Raw genomic sequence first — 21,132 nt, forward strand, 5'->3', positions numbered from 1 at the left:
GGGGCATGGGCCGCGGGAACTCGGCCGACGCGATCAGGGGGTCAGCCCTTCTGGCCGGTGAGCGTCACGTCGACCGTGCGCTCCCCGCCAGGGCCGCCGATGGTGAACCGGACGTGGTCACCGGGGTTGTGCGAGCGGACCGCCGCGACCAGGGCGTCCGCGTCGAGGATGGCCCGGTCGTCGATCTTGGTGATCAGATCGCCAGGCTTGATCCCGGCCGCCTGGGCGGGTCCGTTCGGGATGACGTCGCGGACCTGCGCTCCGGGCTGGTTGGCGTTGGTGATCGTCACGCCGAGCGTGGTCTGGGTGGCGGAGCCGGTCTCCTTGAGCTCATTGGCGATGCGGCGAGCCTGGTCGATCGGGATCGCGAAGCCCAGTCCGACCGAGCCGGCCTGCTCCTGGCCGCTGCCGGGGCTGTAGATCGCGGAGTTGATGCCGACGACGCGGCCGTCCATGTCGACCAGCGGGCCACCGGAGTTGCCGGGGTTGATCGCGGCGTCGGTCTGCAGCGCGTTGAGCACCGTGTCCTGGCTGCCCGACTCGCCGCCCGCACGCACCGGGCGGTCCTTGGCGCTGATGATTCCGCTGGTCACCGTGCCGGACAGGCCGAAGGGCGAACCGATGGCCACGACCTGCGAACCGACGGGCAGATCATCGCTGCGGCCGAGCTCGGCCGGGATCAGCCCGGTGATGTCGGCCTTGACCACGGCCAGGTCGGACTTCGGGTCGGTGCCCACGACGCGCACCGGCGCAGTGCGGTTGTCGTGGAACAGCGCGGTCAGCCGCCCGCTCTGGGCGCCCTCCGCGACGTGGTTGTTGGTGAGGATGAGGCCGTCGCTGCTGAGCACGATGCCCGATCCCTCGCCGGAGCCCTGCGCGCTGGAGATCTGGATCTGCACGACGCTCGGCAGGACCTTCTGCGCGACCTGCTGGACGGACCCTTGGGGAGCGGTGCTGGCGCTGCGGGCGGGCTTGGACTCGTCGAGCGCGCTGGCACCGGTGCTGCTGTCACCACCGAGCTGGTACCCGACGAACCCGCCGACACCGCCTCCGACCAGGCCGCACACCAGCGCGAGCGCGGCCACGCCGGTCACCAGGCCGCGGCCGGACTTCTTCTGCTGCGGCGCCTGACCGGAGGCGTACCCGGGCCAGGGCTGCGCGTACTGCTGGGTCTGCTGCGGCTGCTGGTGCATGCCGTACGGGTACTGCTGCGTCCCGTACTGCCCGACGGGCTGGGTCGGCTGCTGCGACGGGCCGGGCTGGGCGCTCTGCTGCTGGGACGACACCCCGGATGGAGGGGTGTCGCCCGCGCCGAGGCCATCTCCGCTCGGCTTCGGCTCTTCCGGCTTGTCACCGAATTCCGGGGTGTGTTCGGTCATGGCTCCCACTGTGCTCCGGGCATCTGAGAAGTGCCTGAGATCTGACTGTGGGCACGCATGATAAGTCCCATGATCGTCCTCACCCACCCCGACCATTCCGGCAAAGGCGCAGGATGCGGACAGGGGGAGGTGAGGCCGAGGGCGGTTGCGGCCCGAACCGACCCGGCGTGACCGACATCGATCACGGACGGTTCGAACCAGAACCGCCCCTGCCCACCGACGACGGCGGGACGCCTCAGCGGAGGCGCGCGGCGATCTGCTCCGGGGTCGCGTCGTTGATCCAGACGGCCATGCCCGACTCGGACCCCGCGAGGTACTTGAGCTTGTCCGCGCTGCGCAGCACCGAGAACAGCTCCAGGTGCAGCCACGACAGATCGCGCCCGGTGTTCACCGGCGCCTGGTGCCAGGCGGCGATGTAGGGCAGCGGCTTGTCGTAGAGCCGGTCGAGGCGGCCGAGCACGTCGAGGTAGGTGGTGGCGAAATCGTCCCGCTCGTCGTCGGTGAGCGCGGCGATGTCGGGGACCTTGCGGTGCGGCACGATCTGGACCTCGACGGGCCAGCGGGCGGCGGCCGGGACGAACGCCGTCCAGTGCTCGGAGTCGATGAGCACCCGCTCCCCGCTCGCGCGCTCGGCGGCCAGCACGTCGCCCATGACGTGGGTGCCGTGCTCGGCGCGGTACTGCTCGGCGACGCGCAGCATGGTCTCGGTCTTGGGCGTGACGAACGGGTAGCCGTAGATCTGCCCGTGCGGGTGGTGCAGCGTCACGCCGATCTCCTCACCGCGGTTCTCGAAGCAGAAGACCTGCTCGACACCCGGGGTTTCGTTGAGGGCGGCGGTGCGGTCGGCCCAGACGTCGACGACGCTGCGGACCCGCTTCGCGCTCAGCGAGCCGAAGGAGGAGTTGTGGTCGGAGGTGAAGCAGACGACCTCGCAGCGTCCCCGGGCCGGTGCGGCGGGCACCATCGGCATGCCGTCGACGGTGGTCGGCTCGCCGGGGATGCCCTGCGCGAACGACGGGAACTGGTTCTCGAAGACGACCACGTCGTAGTCGGATTCGGGGATCTCGCTGGGACGTCCCGGGGAGCTGGGGCACAGCGGGCACATCGCGGCCGGCGGCTTGTAGGTGCGGGACTGCCGGTGCGCGGCGATGGCCACCCACTCACCGGTCAGCGGATCACGCCGCATCTCCGACGCCGGCGCCTGGGGCGGGAGCTCGCGGGTGTCCTCCGCGGTGCGTTCCCGTCCCGGTTCGTCGTCGAAGTAGATGATCTCCCGACCGTCGGCCAGGCGGCGCGCGGTGCGCTTCACTCTTCCTCCTCCGTTGACCGCTGCTCGGCCAGCAGCAGTTCGACGTGCTCGCCCAGCAGCTCTCGCGCGTCCGGCGGCAGCCCCTCGTCGCTGATCAGCAGGTCGACCTCGTCGAAGTCGACGATCGTGGAGATGCCGACGGTCGACCACTTGGAGCTGTCGGCGACCACCACCAACCGGCCCGCGGCTTCGGCGAAGGCCCGGTTGGTCTCGCTCTCGTTGAGGTTCGGCGTGGTGAAGCCGGCGCGCGGGGCCATCCCGTGCACGCCCAGGAACACCAGGTCCAGGTGCAGCGAGCGCAGCGACTGCACGGCGACGGGTCCGACGAGGGCGTCGGACGGGGTGCGGACACCACCGGTGAGCACGACGGTCCGGTCGACGCGGCCGCGCTGCTGCAGCGCGTCGGCGACGCGGACCGAGTTGGTGACGATGGTCAGGTCCGGGATGTCGTCGAGCTGGCGCGCGAGCGTCCAGGTCGTGGTTCCGGCGGACATGCCGATCGCGGTGCCGGGTTGGATCTCGTCGGCGGCGAGCTTCGCGATGGCTTCCTTCTCGGTGAGCTGCCGGACGGACTTGGCCTCGAAGCCGGGTTCGTCGGTGCTGGTGCCGATCGTGGAGGTCGCGCCGCCGTAGACCTTCTCGACGAGGCCCCGGCGGGCGAGGGCGTCCAGGTCGCGGCGGATCGTCATGTCCGACACGCCGAGTCGTTGCACCAGCTCGCCGACCTGCACGGCTCCGGTGCGCCGCACTTCGTCGAGGATCACTTCCTGGCGTTGTCGTGCGAGCACGTCCACTCCCTGGCCGGGCGTCAGCTTTCCGTCATCAAGTCAACAAAAACCAACAATACCTGACGGGTTACCGGCCCGACAGCCGGGGAGTTGGGGCTTGAAGTGGCGAATGGGTGTTCATTGCTGTTCGTTTTGCTGAGAGTTTCCCGGCAGCGTCATGCGCAGCAGCGCACCGCCCTCGGGAGCCTCCGCAGCCAGCACCGATCCGCCGTGGCGCTCGGCGACCTGCTTGACGATCGACAGCCCGAGCCCGGAACCGGGCAGCGTCCGCGCGTCCGACGACCGGTAGAAGCGCTCGAAGACGTAGGGCCGGTCGGCTTCGGTGATGCCCGGTCCGCCGTCGGCGACCTCCAGAGCCGTCAGCCCGGTGCCCTCCTCCGGGTGCAGGTCGACCCGCACGTGGCCGCCCTCAGGACTCCACTTCGCCGCGTTGTCCAGCAGGTTCAGCACCGCCCGCTCCAGCGCGGTCGCATCGCCCATCATCACCCACGGGTGCAGCCGCACGTCGAACTCGGTGCGCGGCGCGCGCCTGCGGGCCCGGCCCAGCGCGCGCTCGACGACGTCGACCAGGTCCACCGTTTCGTGCACGGCCTGCGGGGTGTCCTCGCGTGCGAGCTCGACCAGGTCGCCGACCAGCGCGGACAGCTCCTCCACCTGGGCCTGGACGTCGGAGAACATCTCCTGCCGGTCCTGCTCGGACAGCGCGGGGGCGTCCGGCCGGGCGGCCGCGAGCAGCAGCTCCAGGTTGGTGCGCAACGAGGTCAGCGGCGTGCGCAGCTCGTGGCCGGCGTCGGCGACCAGCCGTCGCTGCCGCTCCTGGGACTCCGCCAGGGCGCTGAGCATCCCGTTGAAGCTCGCGGTCAACCGCGCCAGCTCGTCGTCCCCGCTGACCGGGATCGGCCGCAGGTCACCGGTCAGCGCGACGCGTTCGGTGGCGGCGGTCAGCCGCTGCACCGGTCTCAGACCGGCGCGCGCCACCGCGGTTCCGGCGGCCGCGGCGAGCAGGATGCCGGCTCCGCCCATCACCACCAGGACCACGCTGAGCTGCGCCAACGTCCGCTGGGTGGGCTGCAGGGAGGTCGACATGACCAGGGCCGCGTTGCGCCCGGTGGGCACCGCGACGACGCGGCTGTTGCTCGCCTTGTCGGTGCGCAGCGAGCGCTGGACCTCGCCCTTGGCCACCGACAGCTCCAGCACGCTCATCGGCGGTCGCTGCTCCGGGCCGAACACGGTGCCGTCGCCGGAGAGCACGTTGATCTTGAAGTTGGTGGCGACGAAGAACGCCACCGGGACCTGCTGCAAGTCGGCGGTGCGCACCAGCGGGCCCTCGGCCGCCTCCACCGCGCGTTCGGTGAGGCTGTCGTCGAGCTGCTGGTAGAGGCTGTCGCGCACCGTCACGAACGCCCCGACCGACACCAGCGCCACCGCACCGGCCACGCACATCGCGGCCAGCCAGGTGACGCGGTTGCGCAGCGACACCCGCTGCAACCTGCTGGGCGGCGGCGGGTTGTCCAGGTCGGGCGGTGGCGGCGCGGGAACGGCCATCGGATTGCCCATCATGGCGGCGTCTCGCGGAGCACGTAGCCAACACCGCGCACGGTGTGGATCAGCCTCGTCTCCCCCTCGGCCTCGGTCTTGCGGCGCAGGTAGCCGATGTAGACCTCCAGGGCGTTGCCCGAGGTCGGGAAGTCGTAGCCCCACACGTCCTCGAGCAACCTGCTGCGGGTGAGCACCTGCTTGGGGTGCGCCATCAGCAGTTCCAGCAGGGCGAACTCGGTGCGGGTGAGGCTGATCGAGCGCTCGCCGCGGCGGACCTCGCGGGTTCCCGGGTCCAGCTCCAGGTCGGCGAAGCGCAGCGCCGCTGGCTGCGCGTCGGGTCCGCCCTCGGGCGGTGTGGCGCGGCGCAGCAGCGCGCGCAGCCGGGCGAGGAGCTCTTCGAGGGCGAAGGGCTTGGGCAGGTAGTCGTCGGCGCCGGCGTCGAGCCCGGCAACCCGGTCGGACACGGCGTCGCGGGCGGTGAGCACCAGGATCGGCAGGTCGTCGCCGGTGCTGCGCAGCCGCCGCGCCACCTCCAGACCGTCGAGCCGGGGCATCATCACGTCGAGGACCATGGCGTCCGGGCGGTTGTCGGCCAGGTGGTCCAGTGCTTGTTGGCCGTCCGCGGCGAGCTCCACTTGGTACCCGTTGAACTGCAGGGACCTTCGCAGCGACTCCCGCACGGCACGATCGTCGTCGACGACGAGGATGCGCATGCGGACAGTGTTACCCGTTGCCCTGAGAACGAGCTGAGAGCCCCGCCCGACCTCGCCCGTCGAGGTGACAGCCGTCTCGGTCCGGCGCGCGCCGTACACTCGGCGTGACGACGCGCGCCGGATGCGCTCACTTCTCCTGGAAGTGGCGGATCAACGCGCGCGGCACCAGCTTCCGCTCGCCGTCCACCACGATCGGCACCAGCTCGGGCGCCTTCGCCTTCCACTGCGAGCGGCGGTGCCGGGTGTTGGCCCGCGAGGTCTTGCGCTTGGGAACTGCCATGTCGGGTCCTTTCGGGGAGTCGAGCGGTTCAGCGGCGGCGGTCGCCGTAGCGGCGGCGGAACTTCTCGACGCGCCCCTGGGTGTCCATGACCCGCTGGTTGCCGGTCCAGAACGGGTGCGAGTAGGCGGTCACGTCGATCGTGATCAGCGGGTAGGTGTTGCCGTCCTCCCACTCGATGCGCGCGTCGGAGGTCGCGGTGGAGCGGGTGAGGAAGCTCTTGCCGGTCGTGCGGTCCTGGAACACCACGGGCTCGTATCGGGGGTGGATGTCGGGTTTCACTGGTTTCCCTTCAATTCGGATTCAGCGGGTTCGGCGCACGGTTCGGTGCGCCAGTCGGCGAACGGGTCCGGGTACTGCGCCCACTCCTGCTCGCCGGCGGCGAGTTCGTCGTCGGTGAGCACGGCGTCGCGCAGCGCGCGGACGATCTCGTGCGGGTCGGCTTCGTGGGCGATGACGACGAGCTCGTTCATCCGGTCGCCGTAGTAGTCGTCCCAGGTCAGCGCGGCCCGCAGCCGCCGGTCGTCGGAAAGGCCGTCCCAGTCGTCGACGGTCGCCAGCCACGGTCCGGCGTGGGCGACGGCGAGCCCGCCGCCCGCGGATTCCAGCCACAGCGAGTCGTCGGGCTGGCTGGCCACCCAGAACCGGCCGCGGGTGCGCACGACGCCGTCCAGCAGCATGTCGACGGCCTCGTGCAGCCGCTTCGGGTGGAACGGGCGGCGCTCCTCGAACAGGACGGTGGCCACGCCCGCGTCGGTGTCCAGCGACGGCTGGCCGCGCAGCAGCCGGCCGTGCGGTCCGTCGACCTCGCCGCGCCGGGAGTCCTCGGGGATGCGCGCCAGCAGTGCGGGCAGGTCCAGGTCGTCGAGGTGGGCCAGCGGTGCCGACGGGGTGAGCCGCGCGAGCACGGCCTCGGTGCGGACCCGCTGCCAGCGGTCCTCTGCGGCTCCGACCAGCACGATCGCGTCGGCGAACTCGGCCTGCCCGACGGCCACCTGAGCCACCGTGCGCTCGTCGTCGGCGCTTCCGCCCAGTCCGCGCTCGGCGAGCTCCTCCTCGCCGGAGGCGTCGGGCAGCCAGGTCTCGAGGTCGACGGTGGTCAGCACGGCCTCGATGGCGACGTCGGTGAGCAGCGGGCGACCGTCGACCTCGACGTGGCGCAGGGCCCAGCAGATCGCCTCGGGCTCCAGCGCCGGGTCGAGCCGGATGACGATGCAGTTGATGTCGGGCGCGGCGGCGAGCCTGCGCAGCAGCGGCAGCAGGTCTTCGCGCAGCGTGCAGGACACGCAGCCGTGCGCGAGTTCGAGGACGTGGCTGTCGACGTGATCGCCGTGCCGGACCTCGCGGCGCACCACTCCTTCGGCGACCGAGCGCAGGTCGGCGTGCACCAGCGCGGTTCCTGACGGGTCGCGGAGGCGCGCGACCTCGGCCGCCTCGGCGACCTGGCTTTCGCGGAGGCCGGCCACCAGCAGCAGCGGCGTCCGGTCGGACGGATCGGTGAACATCCCCACCTCAATCGACAACGGTTTTCATCTTCGCTGTCGACACGCTACCCTGGCCGTCAGCTATATGAAAATGGATGTCGTTATCGAGAGGTAGGTCATGTCAGTCCGCTGCCAGGTGACCGGCAAGAAGCCGGGCTACGGCAACCAGGTCTCGCACTCCCACCGCAAAACCCGCCGCCGCTGGCTGCCCAACGTGCAGAACAAGCGCTACTGGCTGCCCGCCGAGAACCGGTGGATCCGGCTGCGGGTGTCGACCAAGGGAATGAAGACGATCGAGAAGCGCGGCATCGACGCGGTCGTCGCCGACATGCGCGCACGAGGGGAACGCATCTGATGGCCAAGAGCACCGACACCCGTCCGGTGATCAAGCTCCGCTCCACCGCGGGCACCGGATTCACCTACGTCACCACCAAGAACCGGCGCAACAACCCCGACCGCATGCGCCTCCGCAAGTACGACCCGGTCGCCCGCAAGCACGTCGAGTTCCGAGAAGAACGCTGACCAACCCCCGGGGACACCGCAGGCGATCACTCACGCCGAGCCGACCCCAACCGATCACCACCCGACAACCCCCTGGGCGATCACCGCGACAAGAACCCCAGGTGATCACCAACCCAGGGGAACTCCAGCTCACCCCCACCCCGGGAGTGACCGGATTTCAGTGGAAATCCGGGTCCCGATTTCCACTGAAATCACGAAATCACTGGTCGAGGACGCACAGCAGAGAGGACATCGTGGCCAAGAAGTCGAAGATCGCCCGGAACGAGCAGCGCAAGGAGGTCGTCGAGCGGTACGCCGAGCGGCGGGCCGAGCTGAAGCGGATCATCGCCTCGCCCGAGACCGAGCCGGAAGCCCGTTTCGAGGCCCAGAGCGAGCTGCAGCGGCAGCCGCGGGACGCCAGCCGGGTCCGGCTGCGCAACCGGGACACCGTGGACGGGCGTCCGCGCGGCTACTTCCGCAAGTTCGGGCTGTCGCGCGTGCGCTTGCGCGAGATGGCGCACAAGGGCGAGCTGCCCGGCGTGACGAAGTCGAGCTGGTGATCGCATGCGCCGACCCGTAGAACGCCGCAAGAAGCCGAACCTCCTGCAGCGCGAGGGCGTCGTCCAGGTCGACTGGAAGGACGTGACGCTGCTGCGCAAGTTCATCTCCGACCGGGGCAAGATCCGCTCGCGCCGGGTCACCGGGCTGACCGCGCAGGAGCAGCGCGACGTCGCCAAGGCGATCAAGAACGCCCGCGAGATGGCGCTGCTCCCGTACCACCACAAATAGGACGATCCGGTCGAACGCCGTGCGATACCGGTCACCCTGGACCCGGGTGGCCGGTATCCCCGGTGCAGCATTGATCGCGATGAAGACCCCTGGACACAACCCCAGCCTGACCGATTCCGCTCCCGCCGCCGAGCTCTACGACGTGATCAACCGCAGGCGGGACGTCCGCCGCGAGTTCTCCGGCGCCGAACTCCCCGAGCCGGTGCTGCGCCGCGTGCTCACCGCCGCGCACACCGCGCCGAGCGTCGGGCTCTCCCAGCCTTGGGACTTCATCCTGGTCCGCGACGCGAACACGCGCCGCACGTTCCGCGAGCACGTCCTGGCCGAGCGCAGCGTGTTCGCCAGCAAGCTCGACGGCGAGCGGGCCGACACCTTCAGCAAGATCAAGGTCGAGGGCATCGTGGAGTCCTCGCTGGGCATCGCCGTCACCTACGACCCGCGCCGGGGCGCACCGCAGGTGCTGGGAAGGCACGCCATCGCCGACGCCGGCCTGTACTCGGTGTGCCTGGCGATCCAGAACCTGTGGCTGGCAGCGACCGCCGAAGGCCTCGGGGTGGGCTGGGTCAGCTTCTACCGCGAGGAGTTCCTGCGACGGCTGCTAGGAGTTCCCTCCGAGGTCAGGCCGGTGGCATGGTTGTGCGTGGGACCGGTTCGCGAGCTCGCCGAAACCCCGGACCTGGAACGTCACGGCTGGCGCCAGCGGATGCCTCTGGACGACGTCATCCACTACGAAGCGTACGGGCGCGGTCGCAACCGGTAACCTCGGACAGGTCGCTCATCCGAGCGGCCACGATGACGTGCTCACGACGAGGTCGCGGTGCAGCCGGAGGAACAACCGCTCGCCGGGCACATCCCGGCCCAGGACCGCCAGGTGAGGCGGTTGCTCGACGCTGGCAGCTTCGCCGAGGCCGATGCCGCCTTCGACGAGCTGCTCGCCGGCGGCTCGAACTTCGTCGACGACCGCTGGGTCCGCTCCACGGTGCTGGTGCACCGCGCCCTGCTGGCCTGGCGGCTGGGCCGCATCCCGCTCGCCCTGGAGCTCATCGCCGAGGGCTGGACCGAGCTCGACACGCAGCCGCCGAGCGGCGGATCGGCCGCGCACACCGTCAGCATGCTGGGCTTCCTGCTGGAGGGCATCGGACGGCGCGGTCCGGCGATGGACCTGATGTCGCTGGCGGTGCAGATCGCCCGCGACTCGGGCGATCAGCCCTCGCTGGCCCACTGCGAGCTCCGCGAAGGCATCGCCCGGGTGTTCCGCGCCGCGAACCAGCCCGAGCAGGCCGCCCACCAGTTCGCCGCGGCCCGCGAGCTCTGCGAGGAAGCCCAAGCGCTGGCCAAGCCGGGACGCGTCAAGCGCAGCGCCCTGGCCTGCTTGGCCCGGTCGTTGGTGGGCACCGGCGACGTGGAGGGGGCAGAGCGCGTCGCGCACGAGACGCTCATCCTCAGCCGCGACACCTCCGACGGCTACGCGATGGCGCTGGCGAACTGGGTGCTGGCCGTCATCAGGCGCTCGCAGGGCGTCCTGACCGAGGCCCGCACCTTCGCCAGCCGTTCACTGGAGAGCGCCGAGAACATCCGCGAATCGTTCTTGATGATGCGGTTCTCCCGCGAGCTCGCCGAGATCTGCAAGCAGCTGGGCGATCCGGTGGGCGAGGCAGCGGCCCTGCGCCGCGCGGTGTCCGCAGCCGTGTCGGCCGTGGACATCCTCAAAGAAGGTCTCGGCCAAGCGCTGGAGCAGCGCAGAGTCGCCACCCAGGCGCAACGCATGGCGATGGCGGCCCGCGAAGCCGCCCTGCGCGACCCGCTCACCGGCCTCGCCAACCGCCTAGGCCTGGAACGCATGGCCCCGGTCCTGCTGGAACGCAACGCCTCCGCAGGCAGGGTCCCGTGGCTGGTGCTGCTCGACGTCGACTACTTCAAGGAGGTCAACGACTTCGCCGGCCACACCGCGGGCGACGTCGTCCTGCAGGAGGTGGCCAACCTGCTGCGCCGCGAATGCCGCGCGGGCGACCTGCTCTGCCGGTGGGCGGGCGACGAGTTCGTGGTCCTGCTCGTCGACGCCGCCGAGGACTCCTGCGACGCCGGCCCGGCCGTCGCCGAACGCATCCGCGCAGCGGTCAACGCCCACGACTGGCGCCTGGTCCTGGGCAGGCTGGAGCAGAAACCCACGGTCAGCATCGGCGTGGCCGCAGGCCCCCACGACCTGGACCAGCTCTTCGCAGCCGCCGACATCGGCCTCTACAAGGCCAAAAGAGCAGGCCGGAACAGAGTGGAGAACGGCACCGACCAAGCAGAGACCGACCAAGAACTTGACCGGTGAAGTCCGAAACCGCTGCCAAGCAGCCTGTTTCAGACAATCCCCTATGGACCATCCACCCGATGTGCGTTCGAGGCCGAGAAACCACCGAGGACGCCGAGGTGGTCAACGACGACGCCCCACGAGCCGACCCCCTCAGAGCCCGCCAGCAGTGACACCACCCGACCACGAGCACCGACCGCGATCAGCGGAGGAAGCGACCCGCAGACGCCACCAGGTGCCGAACCCGAACCCCCACCCAGGTACCCTCCGATCAGGCCCTCGTAGCTCAGGGGATAGAGCACGGCTCTCCTAAAGCCGGTGTCGCAGGTTCGAATCCTGCCGGGGGCGCTTTCTTCTGGCCGCGGAAAGATGATCCTGACCAGGCGTGGAGCACTCGATGCTGATCCGCTTGGTCACTGACTGCCCACCAGTTGCATCGCTGAAGCCGATGGCTTGCGGGTGGTTCACGGGCCACTGGCGCACCGGTCTCTCCGCTTCATCCATCAAGGTGCGGTGCTCACCGGGGCATGCAGGTCGGGGACCACCCTGCTTCGAACGCATGTGGCACTAGGCAGAGAATGATCAACCGCTCCGACGCGCGAAGGCGATGACATTGGCCAGGTAGCGATCGTTCGTGTCATCGAAATCCCCACCGCACGTGATGATTCGGATCTCAGCGTTACTGGTGGAGCCGTAGACAGCATCGGTGGGAAATTCGTCTTTGGAGTGCCTCTCGAGGCGATAGGTCGTGAACACCGCAGTCGTGCGGTCTGCGCGATCGATGAACACTTGTGCTCCAGGAGGTAGATCAGGAAGCCGGAAGAAGACTGCGGGGCCCGTATGAGAATCGACATGGCCGGCAATCACGGCGGGACCGCTTTCCCCAGGCTCGGGGCCGTCTTTCCACCATCCCGCGATATCATTTCTCGCGGGTGGCAGCAGCACTCCGCTTTCACCTACCTGCAGCGGTATTATCGGGGCATCGACTTCAATGTCTGGAATTCTCACTCGAATCGGAACGGGGGCCTGACCGTCGGTAACGTAATGAGGCTCCATCGACGGCTTCTGCGATACCGGTCGCGGATCGTTCACCACTAGGGTCTGGATTGCCCGTTCGCTGCACCCACCAATTCCCAGCAAGAGAAGAAAACAGGAACCGACCAGCAATCGCAAACGAGGCTGGTCGACACCCGTTATCTTTTCCGCCCGCTTCATGTGACGGGACTTAGCCCGTGCCGCCCACTCGGCGACGCCGCAGGACAACGACACCGCTCGCGGTGAGGAGTGCGCCTACGGCGAGACTCCATTGCCCCGCTGAATCGCTGGCGTTCTCCGCCATCCCTCCATGACCGGCTTCAACTCCGCCAGATGGCATGGCGCCCTGGTCTGATCCGCCCCCATCCTCGTTGGGCACCGCAACCGACGATGACGAGTCCGAGCCGCTAGGGCGGTCTTCACATGCCTCGCCATCATCGTCCGCATCGAGTCGATGCGGGTCACCACTTCCCTGATGTCCGAAGAATTCTTGCGCTTCCGGCTGCGTAGCGAAATCCGCACAGTCAAGGTCTTGCGCAAAAGCCGTACCAGCGAGCGGGAGAGCTGCCCCGCAGGCAAGCACGCCAGCGGCAACAGCGACACGAGGACGCATCCGAACCCCCTTGCAATGGGTGACCAACTGGGAGTAAGGACGCTAGAGTTGCCGCACATTGATCGCCATTCGACTTCGCCCTTCCGTGGAATAAAGTGAAAATCGCTTTGGGCTAGCCACGCGGTGACGAAAATCCATGAGTAGCTCTCACAACCCTGTCGAAATGTGCACTCCCGAGGACCATCGACTGCGAGGCACAAGGAGCTGTTCCGCCGCGCGCTGGAGCGCTGCACCGACGGACCGGCCTCCTACCCAGCTGCGCAACCGCTTTCAATCCTGACCTGGCCGCCCGGCTGATTCAGGCTTCCCGGGCCGAGTTCCTGAAGGCCGGCAGGACGATGTCGTCGACGACGTGGGCGACGTAGTCGTCGTCGACGAGTTGGCGGCGGATCATCCTGAGGGTCAGCAGCGAGGAGACGATCTCCTCGAAGAGGTCCCGATCGACCGGGGCCGGTAGTTCGCCGCGCTCGACGGCTCGGGTGATGACCCGTTCCGGGAGCCGAGCGCCGCTGGGGGTGTTGCGCTCCAGCTCCTCGGCGATGCCGGCGACATCGGGACGGGCCTGCATGACGCCGAGGGCCAGGCGGCCGTCGAAGCCGTTGATCAGCGTGGCGAGCCTGCTCGCGTGCGCGATGAGATCGCCGCGCAGGGAGTCCGCCTCGGCGATCTCCGGGTAGTGCGGGACGTGGTCCTTCAACGCCGCGACCAGCAGGTCGTGCTTGTCCTGCCAGCGGCGGTAGATGGTCGTCTTCGCCGTTCCGGCCTTGGCGGCGACGGCCTCGATCGAGAATCCGGCGTAGCCGCGCTCGGCGAGCAGTTCGCGGGTCGCGGCGAGGATCGCCTGGTCCCGGTCCGGGTCTCGCGGTCGTCCCGTGGTCACGGTGAGTACGACCTGAGCTCGGCGCCTGGCCCGTCCACAGCGAACGCTTCGACCTGCATGGCCGCACCTCCAGTTTCGATACGCTTCTGTAGCGTATCGAAAGTGTGCCAGCGGTCAGCCGGGTTCGGCAACCCCGAACCGTCAGCCCGAGGGGTGGGTGAGGTGGCGGAGGGCGTCGGCGACGCGCTCCCGGTGCTCTTGCAGGACCGTCTGCGGGATGCCGTCGGAGGTGGCCGTGGCGACGAGGTCGTCGGTGGCTTCTCGGAGGGCTGCGCTCGTGGCCGCCGCCTGCATGCGGACTTCGAGGGCGTCGGCCGGGAGGCCCATGCGGTCGGCCAGGACTTCGGCGAAGGCGGGCTCGGCGCGTTCGCGCAGCACCAGGTAGAGGGCGCGCAGCGCCGGTTCGTCGTGGGTCATGCGGATGACCGCCAGGACCGCTTCGATGTCGTCGCCCGCGTCGAGCACGGGCGTGTAGGCGGCGCGCAGGTGCTCGGCGAGTTCGAGCTCGGGCGGCCAGGTGCGCAGCACCGCGCCGAAGGCGTCGATGGACTTCGACAGCAGCGGTTCGACGCAGCTCTCCTTGCTGCGGAACCAGCGCCACAGGGTGCGCTCCGAGATCCCGGCGGCGTGCGCGATCTGCTCGCCCGAGGTCGCCGCCACCCCGTGTTCGCGGAACAACCGCACCGCGTGGCGGGAGATGTCGAGTCGCTGCTGCTGTCTTTGCTGGTCGCTCGCCGGCGGACGGCCGCGGCGGGGTCGTTCGACCACTGAGAGCTCCCTCAGGCCGGCCGGGATTCGTGTTGACACACCCTAATCCGCCCAACATTATTGTCAGTAACTGCCAGTTAATGCATCGAGGAGACCCATGAGCTCAGTCGCCGAGCGCCTGCAACTCCCCTTCCCGAGGCCGAACGTCCTCGACCTCGCTCCGCTGTACGAGGTGCTGCGCCGCGAAGCGCCCGTCGCCCCGGTCACCACCCCGGCGGGCGACCCCGCGTGGCTGGTCACCCGGTACGACGAAGTGCGGACGCTGCTGAGCGACAAGCGGTTCGGACGCTCCCACCCCGAACCCGAGCGGGCGTCGCGCGTGTCGACCGCCGCGGTGCAGGACGGTCCGACGGGCAACTACGAGACCGAGGAAGCCGACCACGCGCGCATGCGCCGGCTGCTGACGCCGGCCTTCTCGGCCAAGCGGATGCGGATGCTCACCGACCACGTGCAGGAGCTGGTCGACGGCTACCTCGACCAGCTGATCGCCGAGCGCGAATCCGGCGACGTCGTCGACCTGCACTCGGGCCTGGCGTTCCCGCTGCCGGTCGCGGTCATCTGCCAACTGCTCGGCGTGCCGGAGAGCGACCGCGAGCACTTCCACTCGCTGTCGAGCCGGATGGCGACGCTGGCCACCGACGACGACCCCCACCGGGCGCGCGAGGAGTTCAACTCCTACATGACCGGACTCGCCGAGTCGAAGCGCGATGACCTGGGCGAGGACGTCATCTCGGACCTGGTGCGCGCCCAGGACAGCGACGAGACCTACGACTACGGCGAGATGATCCGGCTGTGCGTCGGGCTGCTGTTCGCCGGTCACGAGACCACCGTCAACCGCATCGGTCTCGGCGTGCTGTTCCTGCTGACCCAGCCCGAGCACTGGAAGGCGCTGACCGCCGATCCGTCGGGCCGGGTCAACCGCACGGTCGAGGAGATCATGCGGCTGGGCGCTCCGGGTGATCTCGGGCTGCTGCGCTACGCGCACACCGATGTCGAGATCGGCGACGTGACGATCCGCCGCGGCGAGGCCGTCATCCTGTCGGTCAACGCGGCCAACCGCGACGAGACCGCCTACGCCGACGCGGAAGTCTTCGACCCGGACCGCGAGGAGCGCACCCACCTGGGCTTCGGGCACGGCGCGCACTTCTGCATCGGCGCCAGCCTCGCCCGCACCGAACTGCGGATCGTCTTCGAAACCCTCGCCCAGCGCCTCCCCGACCTGCGCCTGGCCCGGGAGATGGACGAGCTGGAGGTCCGCCCGACCATCACCGGCGGCGTCACCTCCCTGCCCGTGACCTGGTAGTCGAGGTGGTGGCGGTTCCGGGCGGAACTGCCACCACCGCAGGTCATCAGCAGGCGGTGTCCTGCTCCGGGAGTTCCCCGTCGACCAGGAAGTCCGTCGTGGTGTTGAGGGCGCAGGCGTTGTCGCCGAGCACGTAGACGCCGTGGCCGCTGCCCTCGACGCTGACCAGCCGGGACCGGTCGCCGAACTTCTCGTCGAGGAGTTCGCCACCTCGGTGCGGGGTCACCGGGTCGCGGCGGTTCTGCAGCACCAGCACGTTCTCCGGACCGTTCCGGTCGATCGCGACGGGCCGCTCGGCGGGAGCGTCCCAGAAGGCGCACGGGCTGATGTTCGCGCTCGCAGCGCCGTACATCGGGTAGCGCTCGCGGTCCTCGGAGACCGCGCGCTGGTAGGTCCGCACGTCCCCCGACCAGTCGAAGTCGTTGCAGGTCACCGCCAGGAACACCGACCACGGGTTGTCCGTGGGAGCCGCTGCGGCGGTCGTTCTCGGTGTCTCGCCGCCGCTGCTCACCGATTGCCACGCCTGCGCGGTGAGCCCGTACTTCGTCTTCCCGTACAGGGCAGCGAAGGTCCCCAGCCGGAACACGCGTCCGTCGATGCCGTTGACCGGCGCCGCGTCGAGCCGTTCGGCGAGCCGGAAGTACGTCTCGCGCACCTCCTCGGGCGTGCGCCCCAGGCCGTAGGTCTGGTGCCGCTCGGCCGCCCACTTCGCGAAATCGGGGAAGGTCTCCTCGAATCCGAGGGCGTACCTGCGCAGACCGTCGTGGTCGAGGTGGGTGTCGCCGATGTTGCTGTCGACCACGATCCGGTCGGACCGCTCGGGGAACATCGACGCGTACGCCGCACCGAGCGCCGATCCGTAGGAGTAGCCGAGGAAGCTCGCCTTCTCCTCGCCGAGCGCGGCGCGGATCGAATCGAGGTCGCGCGCCATGTTCGCCGTCGAGAGGTGCCGCATCCGGCCGTCGACGTCGTGCGCGGCGCACTGCTCGGCGACCCGCTTCGCCGACTCGGCCTGCGCGACGACCGCCGCGTCGTCGACCGCGTACGGCGGGATGTTGCCGAGATAGCCCTGCTCGTCGGTGAATCCGCAGCTCACCGGCGCCGAGTGCCCGATGCCTCGGGTGTCCATGCCGATCAGGTCGTAGCTCTCCAGGACGCTGGCCGGCATTCCGCGCGATGCCAGGAAGTCCGGGAACGCCAGGCCAGATCCGCCCGGACCACCGGGGTTGAGCATCAGCACGCCCCGCCGCTTGGCCGGGTTCGTGCTGGCCAGCCGCGACACCATGAGCTCGATGCGCTCACCGCCGGGGTCGGCGTGGTCGAGCGGGACGGCAATCGCGGCGCACTCCAGCACGACCGTCTCCGTCTTCACGTCCGCGGAGCACGGACCCCACGCGGGCCCCTCTTCGGCCACCGCGGTCGGTGTGACCACCGACCACGCCAGGCCGACCATCACCGCCAGCACCGCTGCGCGCCTTCGCTTCATCGTCGCCCCACCTCTTCGCGATTCGAGAACGAAGAGCATTCGAGCGCCTGCCCTCGGGGCATGGTCACGCGAGCAGGCCAATCGCGAGCTCGACGCGCACATGAGTGCCGTTGACCTGCGCGGACGTCCACCTCAATTGGCCGTGGTCAAAGCCCGGTGGCCGCGAACAACGGTTCCGGTTGCTGGTCTTCTCCGCGCTGGACAGTGTCGAGTTCACCGGCGGTTCTCCGGATTCACCGGCCGCCGAGCTCAACCCGACCTCTCACCGAAAGCGAGTGCGCCCAGATGAGGAAGACCGCTACCGCGTTGATGATGACCGCTCTGCTGTCGCTGCTGTCGGCGAGTTTCTTCGCCGCTCCCGCGTCCGCTGCGATCTGCAAGAGCCGAACGAGCGGGTTCCCGGGCAAGTGGGGACCGGTCTCGAAGGAGTGCTCCTACACCAGTCCGGCCAGCGGCTGGGACGGCAAGCTGCGGATCACCTGGAACGTGCAGGAGAGCACCAACCAGTACGCGTGCGTCGCAGCGCGGATGAGCAAGGCGAAGAACCCCGACAAGTGGCAGTCGCTGGGGTGCGGCACCCTCGGCACGGGCGAGATCAAGTGGCCCAAGAACACCGCTTCGATGGTCGAGGTCCGGGTGCGCAGCGGGAACGCCCACATGGCCAACGTGGACTACTCGATCTGATCCAACACCGGAAAGACCTGTTGAGGAATTGCTTTGCTTGTCGGTGCGGGTAGCGGAACCTGACACGCCGTCTGGCCTCCGGGGCCACGACTGATGCATGCCAATGCACGGCGTCGCGGCGTCCTCACCCAGACGACGTGTCAGAACCCGCGGCGGTGCGAGCTGAGTCCCACACCTGAAGCAGCGACACCGTCGCATTCCTCAACAGGTCTTAACCCCCCTTGGACTGGCTGTCGAGGGCAGCCGCCTCGTCGGGGGTGGGAGCGGTGCCGCCGAGGTGGGCGGGGAGCCACCAGCGCTCGTCGGCGTCGGCGGGCTGCTCGGGGTAACCGGCCTGCAGGTCGTCGAGGATCGCCGACATGCGGTTGCGGAGGTCTTCGGTGAGCGCCTCCGGATCGTCCTGCGGGGTGGGCCAGAACGGCTCGCCCGCGTGGATGTGGATCGGCACGTGGCGCTTGGTCAGCGTCTTCGGCCTGCCCTTCGTCCACAGCCGGTGCGTGCCCCACAGCGACATCGGCACGACCGGGACGCCTGCCTCGGCGGCCATCCGGACCGCGCCGGACTTGATGGGCTTGACGGTGAACGATCGGCTGATGGTCGCCTCCGGGAACACCCCGACGACCTCGCCCGCGCGCAGCCTGCGCACCGCCTCGTCGTAGGAGTCCCGTCCCGCCGCGCGGTCGACCGGGATGTGGTGCATTCCGCGCATCAGCGGCCCGGCGATCTTGTTGTCGAAGACTTCCTTCTTGGCCATGAAGCGCACCAGCCGCTTGGCGGGCTGCGCGCCGAGCCCGCAGAAGATGAAGTCGAGGTAGCTGACGTGGTTGCAGGCGATCACCGCGCCTCCGGTGCGCGGGATGTGCTCGGTGCCTGTCACACGCAGCCGGTTGTCCAGCACGCGGAACATGGCCTTCGCCGCCAGGATGACGGGCGGATAGACGATTTCAGCCATTTGAGCAGGTTACGCACCCGTAGGTTCGCGCGGGGCACCCGTGCGTCCACAGTCACATTTCCCGAGGCAGAGGCGTGCCTCCATCGTTGCGAACCCCGTCCGACCAAGATCCGCCATACGGGTGCGGCGACCGCATTTCGCTTCCACGGCCCGGCGCTTCACGGGACCCTTGGCAGGATTTGATCTTCACGGGGGCGAGGTTTCCATTCCGGAGGCGCACGTGGTGGATGACAGGATTCAGCAGAGCGATCGTCCGAGCAGGAAGGTCCTCACCGGCATCGCGATCGCCGCATGCGGCGGCGTGATCGCGCTGCTCGTCGAGTACCTGGTGCTCCAGGTCTGGCTCGCCCCGGAGGTGAAGCCGTGGGGCAGCAACGCGGCTCAAGAAGCGGTGGGTGGCGTCTCCGCTGATGGCGAGCTCAAGGACATCGGCGAGCAGGTCAAGATGACGGGTACGTTGACCGACAGAGCCAATGACAACAAGGCCGCGTTGCTCATCATCCTCGTGAACGACAAGGAATATCGCAGAGTGGTCCTCACGAAGGGCGCGCATGAATCGACCGGCATCGACGAGTTGTTGTCGGACACGGCCAGCATCGCGGTCCGCGAATGCCTGACCCATCCGACGGATGAAACCAGGGATCGAAGGTGCCGCGACCCTCTGACGATCTGGCCCTAGAGCTCGCCGTAGACGGTTTCGCAGGGGATGCCGTCTGAGTCGTCGTCCATGTCCGAGGGCGCGCCGAGCGAGTACCAGTAGCCGGTGACCTCGGCGAAGCTCATGCCCTGGGATTGCAGGGTCGCGCAGTCGTGGGTGCCCGCCTGCCCAGCGGCGGGGACGTTCTTCTCGCCGTAGATGGTTTCGCACGGGATGCCGTCGGCATCGTCGTCCATGTCCGACGGCGCTCCGAGGCCGTACCAGTAGCCGACGACCTCGGTGAAGTCCATCCCCGAGCTCTGCAGCTCTCCGCAGTCGTGGGTGTTGCGCACCGGCTGCTGCTGCTCGACCACCACAGGCGCGTTGACCGTCGTCGACGGCGCGGGAGCCGGTGGCGGCAGAGGGGGCGGCGAGGAGCCCGACGGCACGATGGTGATCGTGCACCCGCTCGCGGCCGCGATCAGCGCCGCGCAGCACAGGATTCGGACTGCCCCCAGGTTCACGAGATCCAGCATGAGTAGCGGAGCCACTGCTCACCACGGGCCAAAGTCCTGCCGTCCTCGCAGCTCACAGATGATCTTGCTGTCGCGCCGCCGAGGTGACCTGCGTCGCAGGCGGCGTCTTGCAGCTTGCGACGATTCTTCCTGGAAGATATCTTTCTTCGAAGAAAACGCCAGAGAAGAAAGCTTCTGGATAGACACTTCCGAGTGAGGCTGTCTCTCCAGCCGGTGAGAGCCATCGCGAGAGGGGGGGGGGAGGACGCGCGCCGGCGTCGGTCGTGGGGATGCCCGGCGTCGGTGCGCGTTCACCAAGACCACTCTGAGGGGGTGGGCACGGCGTCGGTGCCGACATGGGGATGTCCGGCACCGACGCCGTGGTGAACGACCCTCAGCGCTGCCGGGCGGGCCGGACGACGATCTCGTTGACGTCGACGTCGGCCGGCTGGTCGAGCGCGTAGGCCACGGCATCGGCGATGGCCTGCGGCGCGATCGCGTGGGCCCGGTACGAACTCATCGCCGCGGCGGCGTGCGGATCGGTGATCGAGTCGGCCAGCTCCGAGGTCACCACGCCCGGCGAGATGGTCGTGACGCGGATCGACGGATCGGACTCCTGGCGCAACCCCTCGGTGATCGCCCACGCCGCGTGCTTCGTACCCGAGTAGACGGCGCTGGTGGGCACCACCTCGTGCGCTCCCACGCTGGCCACGGTCAGGAAGTGGCCCCCGCGACCGGTGAACTCCGGCAGCACGGCGGCGATCCCGTTGAGCAGCCCGCGCACGTTCACGTCGATCATCGCCTCCCACTCCCCGACCAGCCCCGCATCCAGCCGGGACAGCGGCATCACGCCCGCGTTGTTGACGAAAACGTCGACCCGGCCGAACTTCGCGCGTGCCTCGGCGACGAACGCGGCGACGTCGGCGCGATCGGTCACGTCCACGCGCACCGGGTGCACGCCGGGCAGTTCCGCGAGCCGGTCGACGCGCCGGGCTCCGGCCACGACGTGGTGCCCGTCGGCCGCCAGCCGGGTCGCGATCGCCGCCCCGATGCCGCTGCTCGCTCCGGTCACCAGTGCAACTTTGCTCTCATCCATGCCGTTCACACTGGTCAAGCGGACTCCGGCGTGGCAGGACGGCGTCCTCCTGGGAGCGCTGCGCCCACCCTCCGCACCCGGAAC

At 69.2% G+C, this 21,132-nt stretch carries 25 protein-coding genes and 1 tRNA gene; 10 read left to right on the forward strand and 16 right to left on the reverse strand.

Features of this window, described 5'->3' with window-relative positions:
* Nucleotides 1-41: 41 nt before the first annotated feature.
* The 8 genes from E1181_RS10695 to mrf all read right to left on the reverse strand — a co-directional run bounded on the left by E1181_RS10695 (nt 42) and on the right by mrf (nt 7,529).
* Nucleotides 42-1,379 carry a S1C family serine protease gene (locus tag E1181_RS10695; protein ID WP_207922101.1) on the reverse strand — a complete coding sequence of 446 codons (1,338 nt, stop codon included), beginning with the start codon at nt 1,377-1,379 and terminating at the stop codon, nt 42-44.
* A 235-nt stretch (nt 1,380-1,614) separates the two neighbouring features.
* Nucleotides 1,615-2,688: a galactose-1-phosphate uridylyltransferase gene (gene galT, locus E1181_RS10700; protein WP_132673834.1), complete on the reverse strand. Its 1,074-nt coding sequence runs from the start codon at nt 2,686-2,688 to the stop codon at nt 1,615-1,617.
* On the reverse strand, nt 2,685-3,476 hold the full coding sequence (locus E1181_RS10705; RefSeq protein WP_132673835.1) for a DeoR/GlpR family DNA-binding transcription regulator: 792 nt from the start codon (nt 3,474-3,476) through the stop codon (nt 2,685-2,687). The genes galT and E1181_RS10705 overlap by 4 nt, the downstream gene beginning before the upstream one ends.
* Nucleotides 3,477-3,593: 117 nt before the next feature.
* Nucleotides 3,594-5,021: a sensor histidine kinase gene (locus E1181_RS10710; protein ID WP_132673896.1), complete on the reverse strand. Its 1,428-nt coding sequence runs from the start codon at nt 5,019-5,021 to the stop codon at nt 3,594-3,596.
* An 11-nt stretch (nt 5,022-5,032) separates the two neighbouring features.
* The gene (locus E1181_RS10715) at nt 5,033-5,728 is read right to left on the reverse strand and encodes a response regulator transcription factor (RefSeq protein WP_132619419.1); all 696 of its coding nucleotides are present in this window, start codon (nt 5,726-5,728) and stop codon (nt 5,033-5,035) included.
* Between the two features lie 127 nt (nt 5,729-5,855).
* Entirely contained in the window at nt 5,856-6,008 is a 153-nt protein-coding gene (gene rpmF / locus E1181_RS10720) for a 50S ribosomal protein L32 (RefSeq protein WP_132673836.1), read from the reverse strand.
* Between the two features lie 28 nt (nt 6,009-6,036).
* On the reverse strand, nt 6,037-6,288 hold the full coding sequence (locus E1181_RS10725; protein WP_132673837.1) for a type B 50S ribosomal protein L31: 252 nt from the start codon (nt 6,286-6,288) through the stop codon (nt 6,037-6,039).
* Entirely contained in the window at nt 6,285-7,529 is a 1,245-nt protein-coding gene (gene mrf / locus E1181_RS10730) for a ribosome hibernation factor-recruiting GTPase MRF (RefSeq protein ID WP_408009610.1), read from the reverse strand. The genes E1181_RS10725 and mrf overlap by 4 nt, the downstream gene beginning before the upstream one ends.
* Nucleotides 7,530-7,608: 79 nt before the next feature.
* Here mrf and rpmB point away from each other — a divergent pair, with 79 nt between their 5' ends.
* The 7 genes from rpmB (at nt 7,609) to E1181_RS10765 (ending at nt 11,427) form a co-directional block, all read left to right on the forward strand.
* Nucleotides 7,609-7,845, forward strand: a complete 237-nt coding sequence (gene rpmB, locus E1181_RS10735) for a 50S ribosomal protein L28 (protein WP_132673838.1) — start codon at nt 7,609-7,611, stop codon at nt 7,843-7,845.
* Nucleotides 7,845-8,012, forward strand: a complete 168-nt coding sequence (gene rpmG / locus E1181_RS10740) for a 50S ribosomal protein L33 (RefSeq protein ID WP_132619411.1) — start codon at nt 7,845-7,847, stop codon at nt 8,010-8,012. Before rpmB ends, rpmG begins: the two co-directional genes overlap by 1 nt.
* A 233-nt stretch (nt 8,013-8,245) precedes the next feature.
* Entirely contained in the window at nt 8,246-8,551 is a 306-nt protein-coding gene (rpsN, locus tag E1181_RS10745) for a 30S ribosomal protein S14 (protein ID WP_132673839.1), read from the forward strand.
* A 4-nt stretch (nt 8,552-8,555) separates the two neighbouring features.
* Nucleotides 8,556-8,780, forward strand: coding sequence for a 30S ribosomal protein S18 (gene rpsR, locus E1181_RS10750; protein WP_132673840.1), 225 nt, complete (start codon nt 8,556-8,558; stop codon nt 8,778-8,780).
* Nucleotides 8,781-8,859: 79 nt separating this feature from the next.
* Nucleotides 8,860-9,540 (forward strand): 5,6-dimethylbenzimidazole synthase, encoded by a 681-nt coding sequence (gene bluB / locus E1181_RS10755; RefSeq protein WP_132673841.1) that lies wholly within the window; start codon nt 8,860-8,862, stop codon nt 9,538-9,540.
* A gap of 57 nt (nt 9,541-9,597) precedes the next feature.
* Entirely contained in the window at nt 9,598-11,100 is a 1,503-nt protein-coding gene (locus E1181_RS10760) for a GGDEF domain-containing protein (protein ID WP_132673842.1), read from the forward strand.
* 254 nt (nt 11,101-11,354) lie between these two features.
* Nucleotides 11,355-11,427, forward strand: a tRNA-Arg gene (locus tag E1181_RS10765).
* Between the two features lie 234 nt (nt 11,428-11,661).
* Here the strand turns inward: E1181_RS10765 and E1181_RS10770 are convergent.
* The 4 genes from E1181_RS10770 to E1181_RS10785 form a co-directional block, all read right to left on the reverse strand.
* A complete protein-coding gene (locus E1181_RS10770; RefSeq protein ID WP_207922102.1) occupies nt 11,662-12,294 on the reverse strand; it encodes a class F sortase in 633 nt (210 codons plus the stop codon).
* Between the two features lie 10 nt (nt 12,295-12,304).
* Nucleotides 12,305-12,727, reverse strand: a complete 423-nt coding sequence (locus tag E1181_RS10775; RefSeq protein WP_132673843.1) for an excalibur calcium-binding domain-containing protein — start codon at nt 12,725-12,727, stop codon at nt 12,305-12,307.
* 298 nt (nt 12,728-13,025) lie between these two features.
* Nucleotides 13,026-13,607, reverse strand: a complete 582-nt coding sequence (locus E1181_RS10780) for a TetR/AcrR family transcriptional regulator (protein ID WP_132673844.1) — start codon at nt 13,605-13,607, stop codon at nt 13,026-13,028.
* 141 nt (nt 13,608-13,748) lie between these two features.
* Nucleotides 13,749-14,375: a TetR/AcrR family transcriptional regulator gene (locus tag E1181_RS10785; RefSeq protein ID WP_132673845.1), complete on the reverse strand. Its 627-nt coding sequence runs from the start codon at nt 14,373-14,375 to the stop codon at nt 13,749-13,751.
* Between the two features lie 97 nt (nt 14,376-14,472).
* On the opposite strand from E1181_RS10785, the gene E1181_RS10790 reads away from it, so the two are divergent.
* A complete protein-coding gene (locus E1181_RS10790) occupies nt 14,473-15,678 on the forward strand; it encodes a cytochrome P450 (protein WP_132673846.1) in 1,206 nt (401 codons plus the stop codon).
* Between the two features lie 46 nt (nt 15,679-15,724).
* On the opposite strand, the gene E1181_RS10795 is transcribed toward E1181_RS10790, so the two are convergent.
* Nucleotides 15,725-17,164, reverse strand: a complete 1,440-nt coding sequence (locus tag E1181_RS10795) for an alpha/beta hydrolase (RefSeq protein WP_132673847.1) — start codon at nt 17,162-17,164, stop codon at nt 15,725-15,727.
* A gap of 285 nt (nt 17,165-17,449) precedes the next feature.
* On the opposite strand from E1181_RS10795, the gene E1181_RS10800 reads away from it, so the two are divergent.
* The gene (locus E1181_RS10800; protein ID WP_132673848.1) at nt 17,450-17,848 is read left to right on the forward strand and encodes a hypothetical protein; all 399 of its coding nucleotides are present in this window, start codon (nt 17,450-17,452) and stop codon (nt 17,846-17,848) included.
* A gap of 211 nt (nt 17,849-18,059) precedes the next feature.
* Here the strand turns inward: E1181_RS10800 and E1181_RS10805 are convergent, their stop codons facing one another.
* Nucleotides 18,060-18,800 (reverse strand): lysophospholipid acyltransferase family protein, encoded by a 741-nt coding sequence (locus tag E1181_RS10805; RefSeq protein WP_132673849.1) that lies wholly within the window; start codon nt 18,798-18,800, stop codon nt 18,060-18,062.
* A 220-nt stretch (nt 18,801-19,020) separates the two neighbouring features.
* Here E1181_RS10805 and E1181_RS10810 point away from each other — a divergent pair, with 220 nt between their 5' ends.
* Nucleotides 19,021-19,479, forward strand: a complete 459-nt coding sequence (locus E1181_RS10810; protein ID WP_132673850.1) for a hypothetical protein — start codon at nt 19,021-19,023, stop codon at nt 19,477-19,479.
* Here the strand turns inward: E1181_RS10810 and E1181_RS10815 are convergent.
* Entirely contained in the window at nt 19,476-19,961 is a 486-nt protein-coding gene (locus E1181_RS10815; protein ID WP_132673851.1) for a hypothetical protein, read from the reverse strand. The genes E1181_RS10810 and E1181_RS10815 overlap by 4 nt on opposite strands.
* Nucleotides 19,962-20,346: 385 nt before the next feature.
* Nucleotides 20,347-21,048 (reverse strand): SDR family oxidoreductase, encoded by a 702-nt coding sequence (locus E1181_RS10820; protein ID WP_132673852.1) that lies wholly within the window; start codon nt 21,046-21,048, stop codon nt 20,347-20,349.
* Between the last annotated feature and the right edge of the window lie 84 nt (nt 21,049-21,132).

The organism is Saccharopolyspora terrae, from assembly GCF_004348435.1.
GTDB lineage: Bacteria > Actinomycetota > Actinomycetes > Mycobacteriales > Pseudonocardiaceae > Saccharopolyspora > Saccharopolyspora endophytica.

Coding starts and splice junctions, on each gene's coding strand:
- E1181_RS10695 (WP_207922101.1), bottom strand. CDS start 1,379: ATGACCGAACACACCCCGGAATTCGGTGACAAGCCGGAAGAGCCGAAG.
- E1181_RS10820 (WP_132673852.1), bottom strand. CDS start 21,048: ATGGATGAGAGCAAAGTTGCACTGGTGACCGGAGCGAGCAGCGGCATC.
- rpmB (WP_132673838.1), top strand. CDS start 7,609: ATGTCAGTCCGCTGCCAGGTGACCGGCAAGAAGCCGGGCTACGGCAAC.
- E1181_RS10775 (WP_132673843.1), bottom strand. CDS start 12,727: ATGCGTCCTCGTGTCGCTGTTGCCGCTGGCGTGCTTGCCTGCGGGGCA.
- rpsR (WP_132673840.1), top strand. CDS start 8,556: ATGCGCCGACCCGTAGAACGCCGCAAGAAGCCGAACCTCCTGCAGCGC.
- E1181_RS10715 (WP_132619419.1), bottom strand. CDS start 5,728: ATGCGCATCCTCGTCGTCGACGACGATCGTGCCGTGCGGGAGTCGCTG.
- E1181_RS10790 (WP_132673846.1), top strand. CDS start 14,473: ATGAGCTCAGTCGCCGAGCGCCTGCAACTCCCCTTCCCGAGGCCGAAC.
- E1181_RS10710 (WP_132673896.1), bottom strand. CDS start 5,021: ATGGCCGTTCCCGCGCCGCCACCGCCCGACCTGGACAACCCGCCGCCG.
- E1181_RS10805 (WP_132673849.1), bottom strand. CDS start 18,800: ATGGCTGAAATCGTCTATCCGCCCGTCATCCTGGCGGCGAAGGCCATG.
- E1181_RS10795 (WP_132673847.1), bottom strand. CDS start 17,164: ATGAAGCGAAGGCGCGCAGCGGTGCTGGCGGTGATGGTCGGCCTGGCG.
- E1181_RS10770 (WP_207922102.1), bottom strand. CDS start 12,294: ATGAAGCGGGCGGAAAAGATAACGGGTGTCGACCAGCCTCGTTTGCGA.
- rpmF (WP_132673836.1), bottom strand. CDS start 6,008: ATGGCAGTTCCCAAGCGCAAGACCTCGCGGGCCAACACCCGGCACCGC.
- rpmG (WP_132619411.1), top strand. CDS start 7,845: ATGGCCAAGAGCACCGACACCCGTCCGGTGATCAAGCTCCGCTCCACC.
- bluB (WP_132673841.1), top strand. CDS start 8,860: ATGAAGACCCCTGGACACAACCCCAGCCTGACCGATTCCGCTCCCGCC.
- E1181_RS10800 (WP_132673848.1), top strand. CDS start 17,450: ATGAGGAAGACCGCTACCGCGTTGATGATGACCGCTCTGCTGTCGCTG.